The sequence below is a fragment of the Serinicoccus sediminis genome, from assembly GCF_004153545.1.
GTDB lineage: Bacteria > Actinomycetota > Actinomycetes > Actinomycetales > Dermatophilaceae > Ornithinicoccus > Ornithinicoccus sediminis_A.
In genome coordinates this window covers 66,932-87,809 of sequence record NZ_SDVA01000003.1, presented here as the reverse complement: position 1 = coordinate 87,809, position 20,878 = coordinate 66,932, and the positions used below count along the sequence as shown (strand labels likewise).

General features: G+C 74.5%; 21 protein-coding genes. 7 read left to right on the top strand and 14 right to left on the bottom strand.

Going from position 1 to position 20,878, the window contains the following annotated elements:
- Nucleotides 1-68 precede the first annotated feature (68 nt).
- The 7 genes from EUS26_RS04105 to EUS26_RS04075 all read right to left on the bottom strand — a co-directional run bounded on the left by EUS26_RS04105 (nucleotide 69) and on the right by EUS26_RS04075 (nucleotide 7,559).
- Nucleotides 69-1,097, bottom strand: a complete 1,029-nt coding sequence (locus EUS26_RS04105; RefSeq protein ID WP_130011917.1) for a co-chaperone YbbN — start codon at nucleotides 1,095-1,097, stop codon at nucleotides 69-71.
- Nucleotides 1,098-1,152: 55 nt separating this feature from the next.
- Nucleotides 1,153-2,259: a hypothetical protein gene (locus EUS26_RS04100; RefSeq protein ID WP_130011916.1), complete on the bottom strand. Its 1,107-nt coding sequence runs from the start codon at nucleotides 2,257-2,259 to the stop codon at nucleotides 1,153-1,155.
- A 36-nt stretch (nucleotides 2,260-2,295) separates the two neighbouring features.
- Nucleotides 2,296-3,063 carry a DUF1353 domain-containing protein gene (locus EUS26_RS17095; protein ID WP_202865042.1) on the bottom strand — a complete coding sequence of 256 codons (768 nt, stop codon included), beginning with the start codon at nucleotides 3,061-3,063 and terminating at the stop codon, nucleotides 2,296-2,298.
- 6 nt (nucleotides 3,064-3,069) lie between these two features.
- On the bottom strand, nucleotides 3,070-4,053 hold the full coding sequence (gene pip, locus EUS26_RS04090) for a prolyl aminopeptidase (protein ID WP_130011915.1): 984 nt from the start codon (nucleotides 4,051-4,053) through the stop codon (nucleotides 3,070-3,072).
- A gap of 117 nt (nucleotides 4,054-4,170) precedes the next feature.
- Nucleotides 4,171-4,764, bottom strand: a complete 594-nt coding sequence (locus tag EUS26_RS04085) for a GNAT family N-acetyltransferase (RefSeq protein ID WP_130011914.1) — start codon at nucleotides 4,762-4,764, stop codon at nucleotides 4,171-4,173.
- Nucleotides 4,761-5,966 carry an acetyl-CoA C-acetyltransferase gene (locus EUS26_RS04080; protein WP_130011913.1) on the bottom strand — a complete coding sequence of 402 codons (1,206 nt, stop codon included), beginning with the start codon at nucleotides 5,964-5,966 and terminating at the stop codon, nucleotides 4,761-4,763. Before EUS26_RS04080 ends, EUS26_RS04085 begins: the two co-directional genes overlap by 4 nt.
- A gap of 78 nt (nucleotides 5,967-6,044) precedes the next feature.
- Nucleotides 6,045-7,559, bottom strand: coding sequence for an amidohydrolase (locus EUS26_RS04075; protein WP_130011912.1), 1,515 nt, complete (start codon nucleotides 7,557-7,559; stop codon nucleotides 6,045-6,047).
- A gap of 70 nt (nucleotides 7,560-7,629) precedes the next feature.
- On the opposite strand from EUS26_RS04075, the gene mce reads away from it, so the two are divergent.
- Both mce and EUS26_RS04065 read left to right on the top strand, forming a co-directional pair.
- On the top strand, nucleotides 7,630-8,106 hold the full coding sequence (mce, locus tag EUS26_RS04070; RefSeq protein WP_130011911.1) for a methylmalonyl-CoA epimerase: 477 nt from the start codon (nucleotides 7,630-7,632) through the stop codon (nucleotides 8,104-8,106).
- Nucleotides 8,103-9,521 carry an AI-2E family transporter gene (locus tag EUS26_RS04065; protein WP_130011910.1) on the top strand — a complete coding sequence of 473 codons (1,419 nt, stop codon included), beginning with the start codon at nucleotides 8,103-8,105 and terminating at the stop codon, nucleotides 9,519-9,521. The genes mce and EUS26_RS04065 overlap by 4 nt, the downstream gene beginning before the upstream one ends.
- Before the next feature lie 162 nt (nucleotides 9,522-9,683).
- Here EUS26_RS04065 and EUS26_RS04060 read toward each other — a convergent pair whose 3' ends face one another.
- From EUS26_RS04060 to EUS26_RS04050, 3 genes are all read right to left on the bottom strand, one after another.
- Nucleotides 9,684-10,589, bottom strand: coding sequence for a GNAT family N-acetyltransferase (locus EUS26_RS04060; protein ID WP_130011909.1), 906 nt, complete (start codon nucleotides 10,587-10,589; stop codon nucleotides 9,684-9,686).
- A gap of 163 nt (nucleotides 10,590-10,752) precedes the next feature.
- Nucleotides 10,753-11,076 carry a hypothetical protein gene (locus EUS26_RS04055; protein WP_238148796.1) on the bottom strand — a complete coding sequence of 108 codons (324 nt, stop codon included), beginning with the start codon at nucleotides 11,074-11,076 and terminating at the stop codon, nucleotides 10,753-10,755.
- Between the two features lie 5 nt (nucleotides 11,077-11,081).
- Entirely contained in the window at nucleotides 11,082-12,743 is a 1,662-nt protein-coding gene (locus EUS26_RS04050; RefSeq protein ID WP_130011908.1) for a 3-hydroxyacyl-CoA dehydrogenase family protein, read from the bottom strand.
- A gap of 41 nt (nucleotides 12,744-12,784) precedes the next feature.
- Between EUS26_RS04050 and nucS the strand changes: the two genes are divergently transcribed.
- Genes nucS through EUS26_RS04035 form a run of 3 tightly spaced genes read left to right on the top strand, consistent with a single transcriptional unit; the run spans nucleotide 12,785 to nucleotide 14,868 of the window.
- Complete coding sequence (nucS, locus tag EUS26_RS04045) at nucleotides 12,785-13,480, top strand: endonuclease NucS (protein ID WP_130011907.1); 696 nt, start codon at nucleotides 12,785-12,787, stop codon at nucleotides 13,478-13,480.
- Nucleotides 13,481-13,495: 15 nt separating this feature from the next.
- Entirely contained in the window at nucleotides 13,496-14,488 is a 993-nt protein-coding gene (locus EUS26_RS04040; RefSeq protein WP_130011906.1) for a glycosyltransferase family 2 protein, read from the top strand.
- Nucleotides 14,485-14,868: a GtrA family protein gene (locus EUS26_RS04035; RefSeq protein WP_130011905.1), complete on the top strand. Its 384-nt coding sequence runs from the start codon at nucleotides 14,485-14,487 to the stop codon at nucleotides 14,866-14,868. Before EUS26_RS04040 ends, EUS26_RS04035 begins: the two co-directional genes overlap by 4 nt.
- Here the strand turns inward: EUS26_RS04035 and EUS26_RS04030 are convergent.
- Nucleotides 14,831-16,471 carry a DUF6056 family protein gene (locus tag EUS26_RS04030; protein WP_130011904.1) on the bottom strand — a complete coding sequence of 547 codons (1,641 nt, stop codon included), beginning with the start codon at nucleotides 16,469-16,471 and terminating at the stop codon, nucleotides 14,831-14,833. The two genes, EUS26_RS04035 and EUS26_RS04030, sit on opposite strands and share 38 nt — an antisense overlap.
- A 68-nt stretch (nucleotides 16,472-16,539) precedes the next feature.
- On the opposite strand from EUS26_RS04030, the gene EUS26_RS04025 reads away from it, so the two are divergent.
- Complete coding sequence (locus tag EUS26_RS04025) at nucleotides 16,540-18,066, top strand: gamma-glutamyltransferase (protein WP_130011903.1); 1,527 nt, start codon at nucleotides 16,540-16,542, stop codon at nucleotides 18,064-18,066.
- Nucleotides 18,067-18,100: 34 nt separating this feature from the next.
- On the top strand, nucleotides 18,101-18,727 hold the full coding sequence (locus EUS26_RS04020) for a cob(I)yrinic acid a,c-diamide adenosyltransferase (RefSeq protein WP_130011902.1): 627 nt from the start codon (nucleotides 18,101-18,103) through the stop codon (nucleotides 18,725-18,727).
- Nucleotides 18,728-18,791: 64 nt separating this feature from the next.
- On the opposite strand, the gene EUS26_RS04015 is transcribed toward EUS26_RS04020, so the two are convergent.
- Genes EUS26_RS04015 through EUS26_RS04005 form a run of 3 tightly spaced genes read right to left on the bottom strand, consistent with a single transcriptional unit; the run spans nucleotide 18,792 to nucleotide 20,870 of the window.
- Nucleotides 18,792-19,223, bottom strand: a complete 432-nt coding sequence (locus EUS26_RS04015) for a DUF2550 family protein (protein ID WP_130011901.1) — start codon at nucleotides 19,221-19,223, stop codon at nucleotides 18,792-18,794.
- A gap of 17 nt (nucleotides 19,224-19,240) precedes the next feature.
- The gene (locus EUS26_RS04010) at nucleotides 19,241-19,522 is read right to left on the bottom strand and encodes a F0F1 ATP synthase subunit epsilon (protein ID WP_130011900.1); all 282 of its coding nucleotides are present in this window, start codon (nucleotides 19,520-19,522) and stop codon (nucleotides 19,241-19,243) included.
- 22 nt (nucleotides 19,523-19,544) lie between these two features.
- Nucleotides 19,545-20,870: a uracil-xanthine permease family protein gene (locus EUS26_RS04005; protein WP_130011899.1), complete on the bottom strand. Its 1,326-nt coding sequence runs from the start codon at nucleotides 20,868-20,870 to the stop codon at nucleotides 19,545-19,547.
- Nucleotides 20,871-20,878 lie beyond the last annotated feature (8 nt).

Here is a 20,878-nt window from a genome sequence, read left to right as displayed (position 1 = left end):
CGGCACGCCCCACCCCGGCGCCACCGACCCCGGCACCGGACGCGCGTCCGGTGCCGGGGTCGCGGGCGTCAGTAGAGGGCGCTCATGAGGGCCTGGCGAGCCTTGGTGACGCGCGGGTCCTGGGGGCCGACCACCTCGAAGAGCCCCAGCAGGTGGGTGCGCGCCGTGTCGCGGTCCTCCCCGGCGGTGCGGCGCACGGTCTGCACGAGGCGGCCGAAGCCGTCCTCGACGTGTCCCCCGACCAGGTCCACGTCGGCCGCGTCGATCTGGGCCTGGACGTCGTCCGGGCGCTCGGCGGCGGCCTGACGGACGGCGGCGAGGTCCATCCCGGCGGTCCGCTCGAGGAGGGTGACCTGCCCGAGCCCGAGCCGGGCGAGCTCGTCCGCCGGGTCCTGCTCCAGCGCCTTCTCGTAGGCGGCGACGGCCGCGGCCCAGTCACCGCGGTCGATGGCGTCGTAGGCCTCCTGGTGCAGCGGCGGCAGCTCGTCGGCCGCCTCCTCGCCCTCCGGCTCGTCGGCCTCACCGGGCATACCCGCGTCGTCGTCCGCACCGACCTCGACCCGGCCGGTCACGGCGTTCTGCACCGCCGCCTCGAGGAACTTCTCCAGCAGCTGGTCCACCTGCTCCATCGGCTGCACGCCGAGGTAGAACGGCATGGGCTGACCGCTGAGCAGACCCAGGACGACGGGCAGCGAGGACACCTGGCCGAAGACCTGCTGCAGCACGGGGGTCAGCGCCTGGAGGATGCCCTGGCTCCCGGCGATGTCCACGCCGGCGACCTGGAAGCGGCCGCCCATGGTGCGCGCCCGCTCGGCGAGGTCACGCAGGTGGGTGAGCGACTCGGGCAGCTGCGGTGTCCACAGGACCAGGACGATCGGCGTGGTCAGGCTCGCGTTGACGACGGACTCGAAGGTCTCGTCGGTGACCTGGACCAGCGCGCCGCTGCGCCCGGGGACCCCGCCCGCAGGAGCACCCCCGGCAGGGGTGCCGGCGGGCTGTCGCCCGGCGCTCCCGGCCGGGGCCGCGGGCCGGGAGGACAGCGCGGAGAGGTCGACGGCGCCGCGCAGGGCGGCGGAGGAGAAGGGCTGCTGGGTCATGCCCCCAGGGTATGCCGTCGCCGCGGCGCGGCTGAAGGCCCCGGGGACGGGGACCTCACTCGCCCGAGGCGTCGACCAGCTGCTCGGTGGCGGCCAGCATCTCCGGCTTGAAGTCGAGACCCTCGGAAGGCGCCCGCATGCCGACGAAGACCGAGGTCCGCAGGGTGGCCTGCTCGGTCAGCACCTCGCTGTCCTGGAAGACCCGGAACTCGTCCGGGGTGGTGAGCTCGCTGCCCTCGTTGACGACGAACTGGGTGTCCCGCAGCAGGGAGCCCATGACGAAGCCGCTGCCGTCCTCGAAGAGGAGGGTGACGACGTCGTCGGAGACCAGCCAGTTCTTCTCGCGCAGGCTCGCCTGCCCGGAGATGGCCGCGGCCTGCTCCTCGGCCGCCTGGCGGACCGACGGGGCGTAGCCGTGCGTGCGGTAGTCGGGGACCTCGTCGGGCTGGGGCCAGGCGGTGTAGGCCCCGACCGACTTGAGCAGCTCGCGCGGCTCCATGGTGAGGTCGCCCTGGCCGGAGCGCAGCACCGGGCTGCCCTCGGACCGCGCCGCGAAGGTCGGCACCTCGGTGTCCGGCAGCATGCGCGCCTCCCAGGTGATGCGGAAGTCCTCGGTGTCGCCGCTCTTGCTCTCCAGGAGGTGCAGGTAGGGGACGCCGTCCTCCGGGACCGTCTGCACGAGGAGGTAGTCGGGGTCCTGGTCGTCCTCGCGGCTGATCGCCAGCACGATGGGCTCGACCGGGTTCTCCTCGAGGTCGACCTGGGCGGGCTCACCGGTGACCGGCTCCAACCGGTCGGCGGCCCGGTGCGCCCGCAGCGCGGTGCCGGCCAGGGACGCCTCCTGGGCCTTCTCGACGTCGTCGCCGTCGCCCTGGTCGGCACGCACCCGCTGGGTCAGCACCTCGGTGGCGGCCTCCTCGGCCTCCTCCAGCGACAGGGCGGCGCTCTGCGCGTCGGTGGTCATCTCCACCGTCTCACCGGTCGCGTCCGCGGCGGTCACGGCGGCGTCGTCGGTGGTGGTGGCGGCGTCGTCGGAGGTGGTGGCGCCCGCGCCCTCGGCGGCGTCGGTGGTGGCGCCCCCAGTGGTGTCGTCAGCAGAGCAGGCGGCGAGGAGAAGGGCCGAGCTCAGCGTGGCGGCGGCGGTGATCCTGGAGAACTTCATAACGATATGGTAAACATCGGTCGCTGGTGGGGGAAATCAGCGATCTCCCAGGGTGCTGCCCGCGTCCGTCGCGCGTCGGTCCCGTACCCGGACCCCGTCGTCGTCCGCCGGGCCGCTCACCAGGCGTTCGAGGGCGAGGTAGAGACCGTAGATCGCGAGCAGCGCCGCCGTGACGTGCAGCAGCAGCGCGAGCGCGACGCCCAGGATGACCCCGGCCGGCCAGTACCGTCCCCAGGACACCGCGAGCACGCTCGGCACGAGGACCGCGAAGAGCGCCCCGGTCGCCAGCTCGGTCGGCCAGGCCCGGTCCCCCATCCACGGCACCACCGAGACGAGGTCGAAGAAGTCCAGCGTGGCCGCCGTCCCCAGGATCGTGACCAGCCCCAGCAGGCCCAAGAGCTGCACCCGCTGGGCGAGCTCCCGGCTGGCCCACATCGTGCTGATGGTGACGGCCGCCCACATCAGCCAGGCGCGCACCCTCCCGGTGCCCAGCCCGATCATCGCGGTGCGGAACACCCGGTCCGCCTCGTGCCGGTCGATCTCCGGCCCCTGGTAGCTGCCCGGGCAGACCAGGGCGTCGTGCAGCACCGCGGCCGGGGCGAAGTCACCGCTGGTGGGCACCAGCCAGGTGAACAGGTGGGGCACCGAGGCGAAGTCCGTGGTGAAGCCGGCGGGCACGACGAAGGTGTCGCCCCCCTCCTCGACGTAGCCCACCGGGTGCAGGAGCACGAAGTCGCGGCCGTCCACGCTCCTCACCTCGAGCCGCAGCGGGCCTCCGGTCTCCGGGTCGACGAACTCCCCCATGACGGCCTACCTCCTGCTGGTCGCGAACCTGTCGGTCGCCCGGATCAGGGCATCCAGGTTGCCCGGTTCGGAGAACGCGTGCCCCGCGTCAGATACCACCGTGAGCTCGGCGTCCGGCAGCCGCGCGGCCAGGTCGAAGGCGGTGCGGGCCGGGGTGCACATGTCCAGCCGGCCCTGGACGATGACCGTCGGGATGTGGGCCAGGGCGGGCGCCTGGTCGAGCAGCGAACCCTCGCGCAGGAAGCCGCCGTGCACGAAGTAGTGGTTCTCGATGCGGGCGAAGGCCACCGCCTGGCCCGGCTCGGTCGCCTTGCGGAAGCCCTCCTCGTCCGGCTCCACCGTGATGACCCGCGACTCCCAGCCGCTCCACGCCACGCCGGCGGGGACGTGCACCTCGGGGTCGGGGTCGAAGAGCAGCTCGTGGTAGGCGAGCTGCATCTCGTGACGGCGCTCCGGGGCCACCGGGGCCACGAACTCGGCCCAGTGGTCGGGGTAGACGTGCTCGAGGTGGCCGCGCTCGTACATCCAGGCCAGCTCGGCCGGGCGCAGCGTGAAGATCCCCCGCAGCACCAGCTCGCTCACCCGGTCGGGGTGGGCCTGGGCGTAGGCCAGCGACAGGCAGGAGCCCCACGACCCACCGAAGACCTGCCAGGTGTCGACCCCGAGGTGCTCGCGGATGCGCTCCATGTCGGCGACGAGGTGACCGGTCGTGTTGGTCGCCCACACGGCGGGGTCCACCGTGGTCGCCGCGTGCGGGGTCGAGCGTCCGGCCATGCGCTGGTCGAACAGGATGATGCGGTAGCGCTCGGGGTCGAACACCCGGCGCTGCTTCGGGCTGGTCCCGCTGCCCGGGCCGCCGTGCACGAAGATCACCGGCTTGCCGTCCGGGTCGCCGGACTGCTCGACGTAGACCTCGTGCCCGTCACCCACGTCCAGCATCTCGGTGCGGTAGGGCTCGATCTCGGGGTAGAAGGTGCGCCGCTCGCTCATCCCCCGACGGTAGCGCTCGGGCCCGCCTGAGCAGAGAAGCAGGCCCGACGCAAGGGTCGCAGCACCTGTCTCGGGCACGGTTCTCTGCTCCGGCGCAGGGGGAGGGCGTTCCGCTGCTCAGGCGCGGCGCACCATGCGCAGCTCGACGACGCCGTCGTGGCCGTCGAGGTTCTCCGCGCCGTCGAGCACGAAGCCCTGCCGCTCGTAGAAGCGGACCGCCCGGTGGTTGCCCTGCGCCACCCAGAGGTATGCCGCCCGCTCGCCGAGGCTGCGCAGGAGCAGCTCCTGCGCGAGGCCGCTGCCCTGGTGCTCGGGGGCGACGTTGAGCGACCACACCTGGTGCGGCACGGGCGGGTCCTCGTCGCGCGACGGCCCGTGCATGCAGAAGCCGGCGGGCTCGTCCCCGACCAGACCGACGACGAACCCGCGGCCGTCGTCGGGCACCCGGCCCGCGGCATACGCCGCGACGACCTGCTCCCACACCGGTCGGAACTGCTCGGGCTCGAGCGCGTCGACGACCTCGTCGGACATGATGCCGCGGTAGGTCTCCCGCCAGACCCGGGCGTGCAACCGGGCGAACGGCTCGGCGTCACCGGCCCGTGGCTCCCGGACCTCCCAGTCCCCGGACCGCGCGTCGGCCGTCCTGGGCTCCTGCACGGCCCGCCCCTGCTCCTCCGGGACGCGCCCCGTGCCGTCGCCGGGCGTGCTCACCGGGCCGGGACGGTGACGAGCAGGGCGTCGCCCTGCCCGCCGCCGCCGCACAGCCCCGCGGCGCCGGTGCCGCCGCCGCGGCGCCGCAGCTCGAGGGCGAGGTGCAGCAGGATGCGGGCGCCGGACATGCCGATGGGGTGGCCCAGCGCGATGGCGCCGCCGTTGACGTTGACCCGCTCCTCGTCGAGACCGAGCTCCTCCATGGAGGCGAGGCCGACGGCCGCGAAGGCCTCGTTGATCTCCACGAGGTCCAGGTCCGCGGGCTCGACGCCCTGCTTGGCGCAGGCTGCGGCGATGGCGCGGGCCGGCTGGCTCTGCAGGGTGGAGTCGGGGCCGGCGACCATGCCGTGCGCCCCGATCTCGGCGATCCAGTCCAGCCCCAGCTCGGTGGCGCGGGCCTTGCTCATGACGACCACGGCGCAGGCGCCGTCGGAGATCTGCGAGGCCGACCCGGCGGTGATCGTGCCGTCCGGGGAGAACGCCGGGCGCAACCGGCCCAGGGACTCGACGGTGGTGTCGGCGCGGATGCCCTCGTCGCGGGAGACGACGACCGGGTCGCCCTTGCGCTGCGGGATGTGGACGGGCACGACCTCGTCGTCGAAGACGCCGTTCTCCCAGGCCGCGGCCGCGCGCTGGTGGCTGCGCGCGGAGAAGGCGTCCTGCTGCTCGCGGGTGAACTGCTCGGCCTCGTCGGCGCGGTTCGCCCCCTCGGTCAGCCCGCCCATGGCCTGGTCGGTGAACGCGTCCCAGAGGCCGTCGTGGGCCATGTGGTCGCGCATGGTGACGTCGCCGTACTTGAAGCCGGTGCGCGAGCGCTCCAGCAGGTGCGGCGCCTGGCTCATCGACTCCTGGCCGCCCGCGACGACGACGTCGACCTCCCCGGCCCGGATGAGCTGGTCGGCGAGCGCGATGGCGTCGATGCCGGACAGGCAGACCTTGTTGATGGTGAGCGCGGGGACGTCCATCGGGATCCCGCCGGCCACGGCCGCCTGCCGGGCCGGGATCTGGCCGGCACCGGCGGTGAGGACCTGCCCCATGACGACGTAGTCGACCTGGTCGCCGCGCACGCCGGCGCGCTCCAGGGCACCGGCGATCGCGGCGCCACCGAGCTCGGCCCCGGAGAGCGAGGAGAGCGAGCCGAGCAGACGACCCATGGGGGTGCGGGCGCCGGCGACGAGGACCGAGGTGGTGGCTTCAGACATCTGCGAGGACTCCTCCAGCGACGGTGACGGGTGTGCAGCCACTCGTCACTGTAGCGGCGCGTCACGCCTTCCCCGGGGTCAGGAGCCGTGCACGACCTGGCCGTCGAGGACGGTCGCGCTGACCACGGTGTAGCGGAACCGGCGCGCGCGCTCGGCGCTGGTGGCCGCCTCCACGAGCGGGTCGTGCTCGAGCAGCGCGAGGTCACCCCGGTCGCCCACCCGCACGCGCTGCCCGTCGACCGAGGCGGCCAGCGCCTCCCGGGCGCTGATCTCCTGCTCCGGGTGCCAGCTCTCGCCGTCCTCCGGGCCGCGGTGCACGGCGGCGGCCATCGCCAGCCAGGGGTCCAGCGGCGACACCGGGGCGTCCGAGCCCAGGCTGAGCCGGATCCCCGCGTCGAGGAAGCTGCGCAGGGTGAAGGTGCGGTCGGTGCGGTCCGGCCAGCAGCGCTCGGTCACCGGTCGGTCGTCGAGCAGGTGGGCCGGCTGCACGCTGGCGACGACCCGCTGCGGCAGGGCGGCCCACCGCCGCACGTCGTCGGCCCGGACGAGCTGGGCGTGCTCGATCGAGCCGGACGCCCCGGTGGCGGAGAAGGCGTCGAGCACGGCCCCGACGGCGGCGTCGCCGATCGCGTGCAGGGCGGCGTCCAGCCCGGCCCCACCGGCCCGGCGCAGCAGCGAGACGAGCTCGTCCACCGGGTAGTTGGCGGCGCCGGCCGGCTGGTCGAGCAGGTGGCCGTCGGCGTAGGGGTCGCAGCACCAGGCGGTCCGGGTGTTGAGCGAGCCGTCCGTGATGACCTTGAGCGGACCCATCGTCACCAGGCCGTCGGTGGCCCGGATCGGGTCGCCGGTGCGCAGACCGGCGGCGATGGCGGCCTCCAGGCCCTCCGGGTAGACCCCGGTGCGGGCCCGCAGCGGCGGCATGCCCTCCGCGCTGCGCTCACGCCACTGCTCCCAGGGCTGCCCGAACTCCAGGTCGACGATCCCCACCACGCCCACGGTGTGCGCGTCCTGGATGGCGCGGGCGACGGCATACTCCGACTCCTCCGGCGCACCCGGCAGCCGCTGCAGGCGGTCGTAGAGCGGGAACCACTCGGCCTCGGCGACGACCCCCTCGGCCGGGGGCCCTCCCAGCAGCTGCAGGGCCCGGGTGTTGAGCCAGCCGTGGTGGCCGTCGCCGCTGATGAGGGCGACCGGGACGTCGCCGGTCACCGCGTCCAGCGCGGCCACGGTCGGCTGCTCCAGCCACCGCCCGGTGCGGTGCCCCCACCCGACAAGGACCCCGGTGGGGCTGTCGAACCCCCAGGTCAGCCGGTCGCTGACCCGCGCCAGCACCTCCTGGGGGCTGGCCGTGCCGGAGGTGTCGAGACGCGTCTGCCCCAGGCCCCACTGGACCATGTGGACGTGGGTGTCCCACAGACCCGGTATGACGTGGCGCCCGCCGCCGTCGAGCTCGGGCACGGCGGGTCCCTCGGGCCGCAGGCGTGGGCCGACGGCCGCGATGACCCCGTCCCGCACCAGGACGTCCACCGGCTCGGTGGGCGGGCCGGCGTCGATGGCGACGACGCGCACGTCGCGCAGCAGCAGGTCGCTCATGCTCGGATGCTAGGCGACATACCGCCCGGGCTCCGCACGGTGGGTGGCCGACCGCCCTACGGTGGACCTCATGAGCGACCCCAGCCAGGACGCTGCGGGAGGCGAGGCGCTCGCGCCCTTCCTGCTCTCCGTCGACCACGTGGGGCTGGCGGTGCCCGACCTGGACGCGGCCATCGCCTTCCACCGCGACGTCCTCGGGCACCGGGTGGTGCACGAGGAGACCAACACCGAGCAGGGCGTGCGCGAGGCCATGGTCGCGGTCGGCCCGGCCGGTGAGCCCGGTGAGCACCCCACCCTCCTGCAGCTGCTGGCGCCCACCGACCCGCACTCGACCATCGCCCGGTTCCTGGACCGGAACGGCCCCGGGCTGCAGCAGCTGGCCTACCGGGTGAGCGACCTCGACGCCGCGAGCGCCGTGCTGCGCGAGCGCGGCCTGCGCCTGCTCTACGACGAGCCGCGCCGGGGCACGGCCGGCTCGCGCATCAACTTCATCCACCCCAAGGACGCCGGGGGTGTGCTCGTCGAGCTGGTGGAGCCCGCCGGGTGACGACGCACCGCACCCAGGACCCGGGGCAGCGCACGCGGGACCCCTCCCTGCGGACGCCGGACCCATCGCCGCGCACGCCGGACCCCTCGCTGCGGGCCGCCCGGCTCCGGGCTGCGGCCCGCCGGGCCCGCGCGGTCGACCCGACCGCGGTCCCCCGCGCCGGGGTGCGGGCGGTCCAGCGCTGGCGGGACTTCCGGGTCCGGCAGCGCGAGCTGCTCGACGAGAGCAACCGGCTGCAGTCCGAGCTGTGGGCGCAGATCCACGCCGGCCACCCGGAGGCGGCGGAGCTCGCGGACCTCGGCGACCCGCCGGCCGCGGAGACACCGGCTGGCGCCGGCCGTGCCCCCCGGGGCGGCGCCGGGGTCCGCCGGCCCGCGCTGCTGTCGGCCTCCGCCTTCTCCATCGGCTTCACCGGGGCGCTCGGGGTGCTGCTGGCCTGGCTGCTGCTGCAGAACCTCACCCGGCTCTCCTCGGTGCTCACCTACCTGCTGGTCGCCGTCTTCCTCACCCTGGCGCTCAACCCGCTCGTGGAGTGGCTGACCCGGCGCGGGATGAGCCGGCCCAGCAGCGTCTTCTGCGTCTTCATGGGCTTCGTGGCCGTGGTCGCGGTCAGCGCCGTCACCCTGCTGCCGGGCGTGGTCGGCCAGGCGGTCACCCTGGTCGAGCGCGCCCCGGTGGTCCTCGAGGAGATGTCGGGCACGCCGTGGATGGTCGAGCTGGACCAGCGCTACGCCGTGAGCGAGCGGGCCGCGACCGAGGTCGACCGGCTGCTCACCGAGCGCGGCACGTGGACCGCCCTCTTCGGCGGGGTGCTGGGCGCGGCGGGGTGGGTGGCCGGCAGCCTCGTCGGGCTCGTCACCTCCGCCATCCTCACCCTCTACCTCCTGGCGACGCTGCCCTCGGTCAAGGACGCGGCATACCGCCTCGTGCCGAGCAGCCGTCGCCCGGGCGTCGTCCGGCTCGCCGAGGAGATCATGCGCCGGGTCGGGGGGTATGCCCTCGGTCAGGCCACCGTCGCGACCATCAACGCCGTCTGCTCGTGGCTGATGATGCAGCTCCTCGGCATCCCCTACGCCGCGATCCTGGCCGTGTCGGTCGGCCTCCTCGGGCTCATCCCGCTCGTCGGCGCGACCCTGGGCGCGGTCATCGTGGCCGTCTCGGCGCTCACCGTGTCCCCCACGCTGGCGCTGGTCGTCCTCGTCTACTACGTCGTCTACCAGCAGATCGAGAACTACTGGATCGTCCCGCGCATCATGAAGCGCACGGTCTCGGTGCCCGGCGCCGTCACCGTCGTCGCCGTGCTCGCCGGCGGCACCCTGCTGGGCGTCCTCGGCGCCCTCATCGCCATCCCCGTGGCGGCCGGTCTGCTGCTGGTCTACGAGGAGGTCCTCGTCCCGCGCCAGGAGCGCCTCTAGACCCACCGAGCGTCGCGCATGGTTGCCCTGACCCCCACCGAGCGCCGCGCATGGTTGCCCTGACCCCCACCGAGCGCCGCGAATGGTTGCACTGACCCCCTCCGGGCGCCGCGCATGGTGACTCCTACCCAACATCCGCGACGTCCGGTGAAAAAACGTCGGTCAGGCGAAGGAGCCGCCAGACGCCTGGGGCTGGGGCCACGAGCGGTAGCCGAGCAGTTCGGCGTCCCGCACGTAGCCGAACCCCTCGTAGAGGGCGACGGCTGCCGCATTCATCTCGTCGACGACGAGATTGACCGTGCCCTGCGAGGAGCGGGCGAGCAGCTCGCGCGAGATCGCGGCGAGCAGGCCGGGCGCGAGGCCCCGGCCGCGGCGCTCCGGCGCGATGGCCAGGAAGTCGAGGTAGCCGGCGCCGTCGGCCTGGATCTCACCGGAGGCGTACCCGGTCACCTCCCCGTCGTGCCCCAGCACCAGGGTGGACCGCGCCTCGTCCGCCAGCAGCTGGCGGGCGGTGGCGTAGGTGCCGGGGAAGGCGGCGTCGTGCAGCGCGCTGATCGCGGGCAGCTCTGCGGGCGTGGCGACGCGGGCGTCAGGCGCATCGGCCGGCCAGCGGTGCGCCGTCGCGGTCGTGGCCTGGTAGGCGATGCTGAGGCCGGTGGCGTGCCAGCCCAGGTCGGCGGCGAGCCGCGCCATACCGGTGTGGGCCGGGGCCGCGCTCAGCTCGTGCTGCTCCACCCCCGGCGGTAGCTGGTCGAGGGCCGCGCGGACGAGCGGGACGGCATACGCCGACCAGGTCTGCTCGTCGACGGTCCACGGCCCGTGGATCCAGCTGCGCATCGTCTCCTCGGGGTCGGCGTCGTGCAGCACGGCACCGACCACCCGGCCGGAGGGTTCGACCGCCACTCGCAGAGTCTCCTGCCAGGGCGTGTCGAGGTCGTCGAGCTCGGCTCGCACTCCGTCGGCCTCGGTGCCGAGGTAGGCGCACGCCGTCCTCGGCGAGCTCTGGGTGGCCACGATGAGCGCCAGGGCGGCATCCCGCTGGTCCGCGTCGGCCCGGGTGATGGTCATGAGGGCAGGCTAGCGACGACAAGGGCGGCCGGGCCAACCATGGCCGACGCTCGGTCGCGCCCCAGACAACCATCTGCGGCGCTCGGTCGGCGCGCAGCCAACCATCTGCGGCGCTCGGTCGGCGCGCAGCCAACCATTCACGACGCCCGGTCGGTGAAGGGCGTCAGGCGAACGACCCGCCCGGCCGACGGCGCTCGCGGGCGGACCAGCAGACGGTGTGCCAGTGGCGGCGGTTCTCGGCCTGCTGCATCCCGTCGACGGGCCAGGCCACGGTGTGCGCGACGTCGGCGCGCACCTCCTGCTGACACCCGGGGCAGCGGTAGGCACGGCCGCTGTCGTTGGGGCGCACCCGGCGCACCGCCCACACCTGCCCGGCGTAGCGGACCTCCTCGACCCCCCGCCGCAGCGGGTCGCCCACGCCGACCGGGCCGCCGCCCGTCCGGGCCCGCGGCCGCCCGCCCCGCCGCGGACGGTTGGACCGGGGCACGCCGGTCAGGCCGTGAACGGCCGGTCGAGCAGCACGTGCTCGATGAGCAGCGGCGAGGGCGCCACCGACTCGCGCGGCAGCCCGCCGGCCTCGGCCAGCTCCTCGCACACCGTGAGGACCTCCTCGGCGCCGATCTGGTCGATCATCGCGAACGGCCCGGCCGGGTAGCCCAGCCCGTGCTGCAGCGCGGTGTCGATGTCGGCCACGCCGGCGTAGCCCTCGTCGAGCATCCGCACGGCGTCCATGAGGTGCGGCATGAGGAGCGCGTCGACCACCAGGCCGGGGCGGTCCCGGCAGACGACCGGCTCGGCCCCGATGGCCCGGACGAGGGTCCGCAGGACCGCGACCGTCTCGTCGTCGGTGGCGCTGGACCGGCCGATCTCCACGACCTGCCCGTTGCCGGTCGGCGCGTGCACCCGCAGCACGGCGGCGCGCTCCGGCCGCCCGGACAGCGCGCCGATGGCCACGGCGAGGTCCTCCCCGACGGTGGTGAGCACGGTGCGCTCCCCCACGACGTCGGCCAGCACCTCCCACAGCTCCTCCTGGACCGGCACCACGGGGGCGGCCTCGGCGTCGTCGAGCTCGCTCTCCGGCGTCGCCGTCCCGGCCTCGACGACCACGTCGACGCCCGCGAGCCCGGCCAGCTCCTCCCGGTCCGCGGGGTCGGCGACGTGGGTGACGGCATACCCGCCCTCGCGCAGCCGGGAGACGAGCTCGTCGGCGATCTCCCCGCCGCCGACGACGCCCACGGCGCCGACCGCGGGGCCCTCGCCGCCCGCGTCCGGAGCATCGACGACCTGCCCGCTACCGGGTCGGGCGTAGGTGTAGAACCCCTCGCCGCTCTTGCGGCCGAGCAGCCCGGCGGTCACCATCCGCTCCAGCATGGGGCTCGGGGCGTGCATGGGGCTGCGGCTGTGGGCGTAGATGACGTCCCCGATGTGGTGGCAGACGTCGAGACCGACGAGGTCCATGAGCGTGCACGGGCCCATCGGCAGGCCCGCCCCGACGCGCATGGCGGTGTCGAGGTCCTCCCGCGAGACGTGCCCCTGCTCGAGCATCCGCAGCGCCGACACGAAGTAGCCGAACAGCAGGTAGTTGGCGACGAACCCGGCGCGGTCGCCGACCACGACGGGCCGCTTGCCGATGCGTCCGGCCAGCTCCACCACCGCCTCGCGCACGGCGTCGTCGGTGCGCACGGTCGTGATGACCTCGACGAGCTTGAGGACGGGCGCAGGGTTGAAGAAGTGCATCCCCACCACCCGCTCGGGGTATGCCGTGCCCGCAGCGATCGCGGTGATCGACAGGCTGGAGGTGTTGGAGGCGAGCACGGCGTCGGGGGCGACGATGCCGTCCAGGGCGGAGAAGACCTGGTGCTTGAGGTCCATGACCTCGGGGACCGCCTCGACGACGAGATCGGCCGGGGCGAGGTCGCCCATCGCCGTGGTGATGGTGACCCGGCCGAGGATCTCCTGCTGCTCGGCCTCCTCCAGCCGGCCCCGGGAGACCGCGCGGTCCGTCGAGGCCTGCAGGATGCCGCGCCCGCGCTCGGCGAGCTCCTCGGTCGTCTCCACCCCGACGACCTGCAGCCCTCCCCTCGCGAAGACCTCGACGATGCCGGCACCCATGGTGCCGAGCCCGATGACCCCGACGGTGGTGATCTGACGCATACCGCGCATCCTCTCATCACCCGACGGCTAGGGTGAGGGCCGTGCGTGTCGTGATCGCCCGGTGCTCGGTGGACTACCACGGAGCCCTCGAAGCCCACCTGCCCCTCGCCACCCGGCTGCTCATGGTCAAGGCCGACGGCTCGGTGCTCGTGCACTCCGACGGCGGGTCCTACAAGCCGCTCAACTGGATGGCCCCGCCGTGCACGATGGTGCAGACCGCCCCGGACGAGGTGGAGACCGAGCAGGGCGTCACCCAGGTCTGGCAGGTCGCGCACGGCAAGCGCGAGGACACCCTGCGGGTCAAGATCCACGAGGTCCTCTCCGACACCAGCCACGACCTCGGCGTCGACCCCGGGCTGGTCAAGGACGGCGTCGAGGCCCAGCTGCAGGCGCTGCTGGCCGAGCACATCACCACCCTCGGCGAGGACTGGACGCTGCTGAGGCGGGAGTTCCCCACCGCGATCGGCCCGGTGGACATCCTGTGCCGCGACGCCGCCGGAGCCACGGTCGCCGTGGAGATCAAGCGGCGCGGCGACATCGACGGCGTCGAGCAGCTCACCCGCTACCTCGAGCTGCTCAACCGCGACCCGCACCTCGCCCCGGTGCAGGGCATCTTCGCCGCCCAGCTCATCAAGCCGCAGGCCAGGGTCCTGGCGACCGACCGTGGCATCCGCTGCGTCACCCTCGACTACGAGGCGCTGCGCGGGATCGACGACGCGGAGGCACGGCTCTTCTGAGCTAGCGTGAACGCCATGACCGCCCTGTCCGTCGTGGTCCCGTGCTTCAACGAGCAGGGCACCCTCACCGAGCTGCACGCCCGCCTGGGCGACGTCGCCGACGAGCTGGGCGTGGGGCAGGCCTTCGAGCTGGTGCTCGTCGACGACGGCTCCACCGACGACACCCTGGAGGTGGCCCGGGGACTGGCCGCCCGGGACCCCCGGGTCGTCGTGCTGCGGCTGTCCCGCAACTTCGGCAAGGAGGCGGCCATGCTCGCGGGCCTGCGCGCGGCGCGCGGGAGCAGCGTGGCGCTCATGGACGGCGACCTGCAGCACCCGCCGGAGCTGCTCACCTCGATGTACACCCTGCTGCGCACCACCGACGTCGAGCAGGTCGTGGCCCGCCGCGACCGCGCCGCCGACCCCTTCGTCCGCTCCCAGCTCTCCCGGCTCTACTACCGGCTGGTCAACGGGCTCATCGAGACCGTGCGCATCCAGGACGGCGTCGGGGACTTCCGCATCATGGGCCGGCCGGTCCTCGACGCCCTGCTGGAGCTGCCCGAGCGCAACCGCTTCTCCAAGGGCCTCTTCTCCTGGGTGGGGTTCCCGACCGGCACGGTGAGCTACCGCAACGTGCAGCGCGGCAGCGGCCGCTCGGGCTGGACGTTGCGCGCCCTGCTCAACTACGGCATCGACGGGGCGCTCGCCTTCAACACCCGGCCGCTGCGCCTGCTGCTGCACCTGGGCGGCTGGGCGGTGCTCGTGGCCGTCGTCTACCTGCTGTGGCTGCTGGTGGGCTACCTCATGCACGGGGTGACCCAGCCCGGCTACATCACGACGATCGCGGTCATCACCGGCCTGTCCGGGGTGCAGCTGCTCGCCGTCGGGGTCATGGGCGAGTACGTCGGGCGCATCTACCAGGAGGTCAAGGCCCGACCCAGCTACCTCGTCCACGAGGTGATCCGGGCGGACCAGGGCCCGCGCGACGGGGACGGCCCGGCCCCCGGCGACCCCGCCGGCCCCCGATGAGGCCGCTGCTGCGCTTCGTCCTCGTCGGCGTGGCCAACACGGCCGTCTACTACCTCTTCTACCGCCTGCTGCTGCTCGGTATGCCGTACGTCCCGGCCCACCTGCTCGCGTGGTCCGGGGCGGTGGTCTTCTCCTTCTTCGCCAACAGCCTGTTCACCTTCGGGGTGCGGCCGACCTGGCGGCGCTTCCTCGCCTACCCGCTCACCACCCTGGTCAACCTCACCTTCACGACCGTCGGCTCGGTGCTGCTCGTCGAGGCGGTGGGGGTCGACGAGCGCTGGGCCACCCTCGTCATGGGCGTCGCGGCGGTGCCGGTGACCTTCCTGCTCACCCGCACCGTCCTCACCGCCGGCCGGGAGCCGGCTCCTCCGCCCGGGTGAGGGTGCGCTGCCACGTGGTCTCGCACCCCGTCGTGGTGTCGGTGGTGCGGTCCTCGCGCCGCTGCTCGTCGGTGAGCACGACCCCGTCCGGCAGCCCGTAGAACAGCCGCAGGTCGCAGGCGTAGCGCGGCAGGTAGAACGCCCGCCGGTAGGCGTAGCCCTCCTCCGGCAGCTCGGGCACGACCACCTCCCCCGCCCCCGTGGCGCGGGCCTCCTCGACCTGGGCGACGAAGCCGTCGTAGACCTCCGCGTTCCGGGCGGCGCGCTGCGAGGTCACGGTGACGTAGCCGGCGGCGCTGACGAGGGTCGCGACGACGGCCGCCGCGGTGAGCGCGTCGGCCAGCCGCACCTGCCGCGGGCCGCGCGCCGCGAGCGCGCCGAGGACCAGGCGCAGGGCGCAGGCCACCGCGAGGACGAGCGCGGTGACGGGCAGGAAGAAGGCGCGCTGCCCGCACACCGAGGCCACGATGGGCACGCCGGCGGACACGACGCCGGCGGCGGTCAGCGCCAGCACCGGGTATGCCGCGACCGCCCCCCACGCGTGCACGACCAGCACGAGGACGCTCACCACGAGCACGGCCGCCGCGGCGACGACGGCGAGCGCGAGAAGGGTCGCCGGGACGGCGGTGTCGGCGTCGGCGCACAGGTCGGCCAGGCGTGGCCAGCGGCGCCGGGCGAGGAGCAGCAGCACCCAGGCGGCCACGCCCGGCACGACGGCGCTCCAGCGCGGCGCGCGGCCGGCGAGCCGGGCGCCGACCACGGCGAGCACCCCGAGGGCCAGCCACCACCCGAGGCTCAGCGAGGCGAACATCAGGGTGGTCCGCGACAGCGCCTGCAGCAGCGGCAGGACGAGGTCCTCCTCGGTGGTGCGGCGCCACAGCCCCGGCGCCGTCGCCAGCACGACGAAGCCCAGCGCGGAGGTCCCGACGGCCGCCCAGGTGGCGCGGGACCGCCCACCGGCGGGGCGCAGCAGCGCCAGCGCCAGCACGGTGACGACGAGGGTGGCGACCGCGGACACCTCGTGGCCGAGGTGGGCGTAGGCGACGACCGGGAGCAGGAGCCAGGTCACCCGGGACGACAGGGCGCCGCTCACCGCCGCGCCGGCGACGAGGAAGGCCAGCGCGGAGACCGGGTAGTTCGCCATCCCGGACACCCACAGCAGCCCCTCCCCGGTGAGCCACGAGTGCGCCTGGACGGCGAGGAAGGGCACGCCCAGCCCGAGCACGCCCCAGGCCAGGCGCAGCGAGCGCCCCGCCGTCCGCAGCCACGGCCACGTCGCGAGGCCGGTCAGCACCATGACCGCCACCCCGACGACCATCGCCCCGGGCCGTCCGCCGAGCAGGATGAGCCGGGCCACCGCGTCCGCGGCGCGCCCGTTGCGGAAGGCGTAGTCGAACTGCCACGTGGCGAGCCAGCCCCGCAGCGTGCGGGCGTCGCCGGGCCGCTCGCCCGCCATCGCGTGCAGCCAGTCGTCGCCGTGCGGGAAGCCGTGCCGCAGGACCAGCGCCCACCCGAGCGCGGCGAGCGCCACGGCGAGCGTGAGCACGACGCCCGCCGACCACGGGGAGGGGCCCCGTCGGGACCGCGGGAGGGCGTTCGTCACGCGGACACGATGCCAGACCGGCGCGCGGGCTCGTGCCTCCGGGCGCAGCGCTGCGGCAGAATCGAGCCGTGACCCGATCCGCCGCCATCGCTGCGCCCAACTCCTACGCCACCGAGGCGGCCCGGCACGCACTGGAGGCCGGGGGCACCGCGGTGGACGCGGCGGTCGCCGCGATGCTCACCGCCACCGTCACCGAGCCCGGGGTCATCTCGACCCTCGGCGGCTGCTTCGTCAACGTCTGGGCACCGGGCGGGGAGCCGATCGTGGTCGACGGCAACGTGGAGATGCCCGGTCGGGGGATGAGCGAGGACCGCCGCGGGCAGGGCCTCATCGAGGCCGCGTCCGACTACGGCGGCGGCATGGTCACCTACGTCGGGCCCGGGTCGGTCGCGACGCCCGGGATGCTGGCCGCCATGGGCTGGGCGCACCAGCGGTACGGCCGGGCCCCGTGGGCCGAGCTGCTCCAGCCGGCCGCCGACGTGGCGCGGGGCGGCTACCCGCTCAGCCGCACCGCGCAGTCGTACCTCGTCCTGGTCACGGACACCATCCTGGCCTGGGACCCGGCCACCCGGGCGCTGCTCACCGTCGACGGCGCCGCGCCGGCCGTCGGCCACCGGGTCGTCGACCCGGTGCTCGCCGACACCCTGGAGCACATCGGCGCCGAGGGGGCCGGCACGGCCTACCACGGCGACGTGGCGCGCGCGATCGACGCCGACATGCTTGCCCGGGGCGGCCTGCTGTCGCTGGCCGACCTGGAGGCCTACCAGCCGGTGGTGCGCACCGGTCTGCGCAGCCGGCTCGGACCGTGGGACCTCGCCTGCAACCCCCCGCCCTCCATCGGGGGTCCGGTGCTCACCGCCCTGCTGCGGCTGCTCGGGGCGATCGACGGGCAGATCGACCCGGCGCAGGCGGCGCTGGTCATGAAGGAGGTGCTCGACATCCGGCTGGACCGGATCGACACCGCCCACGACCTCGAGGCGGCCGGGGCCGAGCTGCTCGGGACGCTCCGGCACATCGGGGCGACCGGGCTGCCGACCTCGCCCTCGACGGCGCACGTGTCGGTCGTCGACGCCGACGGCCTGGCGTGCGCGCTCACCGCGTCGGCGGGCTACGGCTCGGGGATGACGATCGAGGGCACCGGGCTGGTGGCCAACAACTCCCTCGGTGAGCTCGAGCTCAACCGGCACGGGCTGCACGCGCTCGCCCCGGGGACCCGGCTCGCCTCCAACATGGCCCCCACCACCGCCCGTCGCGACGACGGGGCCGTGCTGGCCATCGGCACGCCGGGGGCCGACCGCATCACCACCGCGCTGGCCCAGGTGCTCACCCACCTCGCCCGCCACGGCGAGGACCTGCAGACGGCGGTCGACCAGCCGCGCATGCACCCGCGCCGGCTGGAGGACGGCTCGACCCGCATCGACCACGAGGAGGACGCGCACATCGCCGCAAGCCTCGACGCGGCCGGGCTGACCCGGCACGAGCACCCGCCCAGCTCGATGTACTTCGGCGGGGTCGGGGCCGCGCTGCGCGACCCGCACGGCGACCTGGAGGCGGCGGCGGACGCCCGCCGGGTGGCCGCGACGCTGGTCACCTGAGCGGTCTCCGCCAGCACGTGGCAGCATGCGGGGCATGGTCAACCTGACGCGCATCTACACCCGCACCGGCGACGACGGCAGCACCGCCCTGGGCGACAACGGCCGGACCCGCAAGACCGACGCCCGGCTGGCGGCGTACGCCGACACCGACGAGACCAACTCGGTCATCGGGGTGGCCGTCGCCGGCGGCAACCTGCCGGTCGAGGTGCAGCAGACCCTGGCCCGGGTCCAGAACGACCTCTTCGACGTCGGCGCCGACCTGTGCATGCCGCTGCGCGCGAGCTACGAGTGGGAGCCGCTGCGGGTCAAGGCCGAGTGGGTCGAGGAGCTGGAGGCCGACTGCGACCGCTACAACGCCGACCTGCCCGCGCTGCGCTCCTTCATCCTGCCCGGCGGCACCCCCGCCGCCGCGCTGCTGCACCAGGCGCGCACCGTGGCCCGCCGCGCCGAGCGCTCGACCTGGGCGGCGCTGGAGGAGTACGGCGACCAGCCGGCCGCCGAGGACGCCGAGAAGGGGACCGGTGGGGTCAACCCGCTCACCGCGACCTACCTCAACCGGCTCTCCGACCTGCTCTTCATCCTGGCCCGCGTCGCCGGCCGCAGCGGCGAGGGCGACGTGCTCTGGCAGCCCGGCGGGGGCCGCGAGCAGCCCTCCCGCTGAGCCGGGCCGGCCGGGTCCGCGGGGCTCGTGCCCGCCGTGGGCCCGAGGCCCGCGGCAGGTGGGCTCAGGCGACCTGCGAGTTCCAGCCCGGGGGCACGGCCTCGACCCAGGACCGGAGGGCCGTGTAGTGCTGCTCGCCGAGGGCCAGCTCGAAGCGGGCGGTGCCGTAGCTGACCGGCACCCGGATGAGGGCCGCCCCGCCCAGCGACGAGGCGTCGCGGGAGTCGAGCGGTCCGGCCACCCCCAGGTCGAGGTTGCCGCGCATCCAGGGGCCCAGCGACGGACCGCCTGCCCCGGTGAGGGAGAGGCGGTCGTCGGTGAAGCGCAGCGTGCCGCAGCGCCAGGCGCGCTCGGCGTCCCGGTATGCCGCGGGCATGGGGGGGCACACGCTGCCGCGCTCCGCGGCGACGCGGAAGGCGAACAGGCCAAGGCCCAGGATGACCACGGCCCCCAGGGCGGCCATGAGCACCAGGACGAGGGCGCCCGTGCCGGTCATGGACGTCGGTGCGCCGATCAGCTCGAGGCGCTGGCCGACAAGGACCCGGCGTCGACCCGGTCGGCCACCACGACGACCCTGTCGTCGTCCACCGACAGGAAGCCCCCGTCGATGGTGACGTTCTGCGGGGCGCCGCTCGTGTGGATGGTGACCTCACCCTCCACGAGCACGGCGAGCACGGGCGTGTGACCGGGCAGGATGCCCAGGTCACCGTCGATGCTCCGGGCGCTCACCATGGACGCCTCGCCCTCCCAGACCTTGCGGTCCGCGGCGACCAGCTCGACCTGCAGTGCACTCACGTGTTGTCCCTTCGATGACGGTTCAAGGATCGAGTCTACCGGCCCGGGCGGACGTCGCGGCACGCGACCGGGTCGGCTCCACGGGGCCGGTGTCGACGGCCCCGGTGCGGCGGTTGATGGCGGACATGCCGTGGTAGACGAGCAGCGCGGCGCCGGTGCCGAGGGCGATCCCCTCGAAGCTCAGGGCCCCCGCGTCCCACGTGTAGTTGGCGATGCCGACGACCAGCGCGACCGCGGCGGTGGACAGGTTGACGGGGTTGCCGAAGTCGACCCGGTGCTCCACCCAGATGCGCACGCCCAGCACCCCGATCATGCCGTAGAGGACGGTGGCGGCCCCGCCCAGCACCCCGGCGGGCACGGTCTGGATGAGCGCTCCGAACTTGGGCAGGAAGGCCAGCGCGACCGCGGTGAGGGCCGCGACCCAGTAGGCCGCCGTGGAGTAGACCCGGGTGGCGGCCATGACGCCGATGTTCTCCGCGTAGGTCGTGGTGCCCGAGCCACCACCGGCCCCGGCCAGCGTCGTCGCCAGGCCGTCGGAGAGCAGCGTCCGACCCAGCAGGTGGTCGAGCGCGTCCGCGGACTCGCCGGTCATCTGCGCCACGGACTTCACGTGACCGATGTTCTCGGCCACCAGCACGAGCACCACGGGCAGGAAGAGCCCCATGACGCCGAGGTGGAACTCCGGCGCCATGAGCGGGGGCGCCCCCAGCCACCCGGCGTCGGCGACGAGGGCGAGGTCGACCTCCCCGCGCAGCAGCGCCACGGCATACCCGACGAGGACGCCGAGCAGGATCGACAGCCGGCCGAGCAGGCCGCGGAAGAGCACCGTGCAGAGCAGGATGGCCACGAGCGTCGCGAGCGCGGTGACCGGCGCCTGCTCGACGTTGCCCCAGGCGGCCGGCGCGAGGTTGAGGCCGATGAGGGCGACGATGGCGCCGGTGACGGTCGGCGGCATGAGGCGGGAGATCCAGCCGTGCCCGACGAGCTGCACCAGCAGCCCCACGAGGGCGAGCCCGACCCCGGCCATGACCACCCCGCCGAGGGCGCCCGCCGGCCCGTGCTCGGCCTGGGCGGCGGCGATCGGCGCCAGGAAGGCGAAGCTCGAGCCCAGGTAGGACGGCACCTGGCCCGCGGTGACGAGCAGGAAGAGCACCGTCCCCAGCCCGCTGAAGAGCAGGGTGGTGCTGGGCGGGAAGCCGGTGATGAGCGGCACCAGGAAGGTGGCCCCGAACATCGCGACAACGTGCTGCATGCCGATGCCGATGGTCGGCACCCAGGCGAGCCGCTCCCCCGGGGCGACGACCTCGCCCGGCGTGATCCGGCGGCCGTCACCGTGCACGGTCCACATGGCTGGTC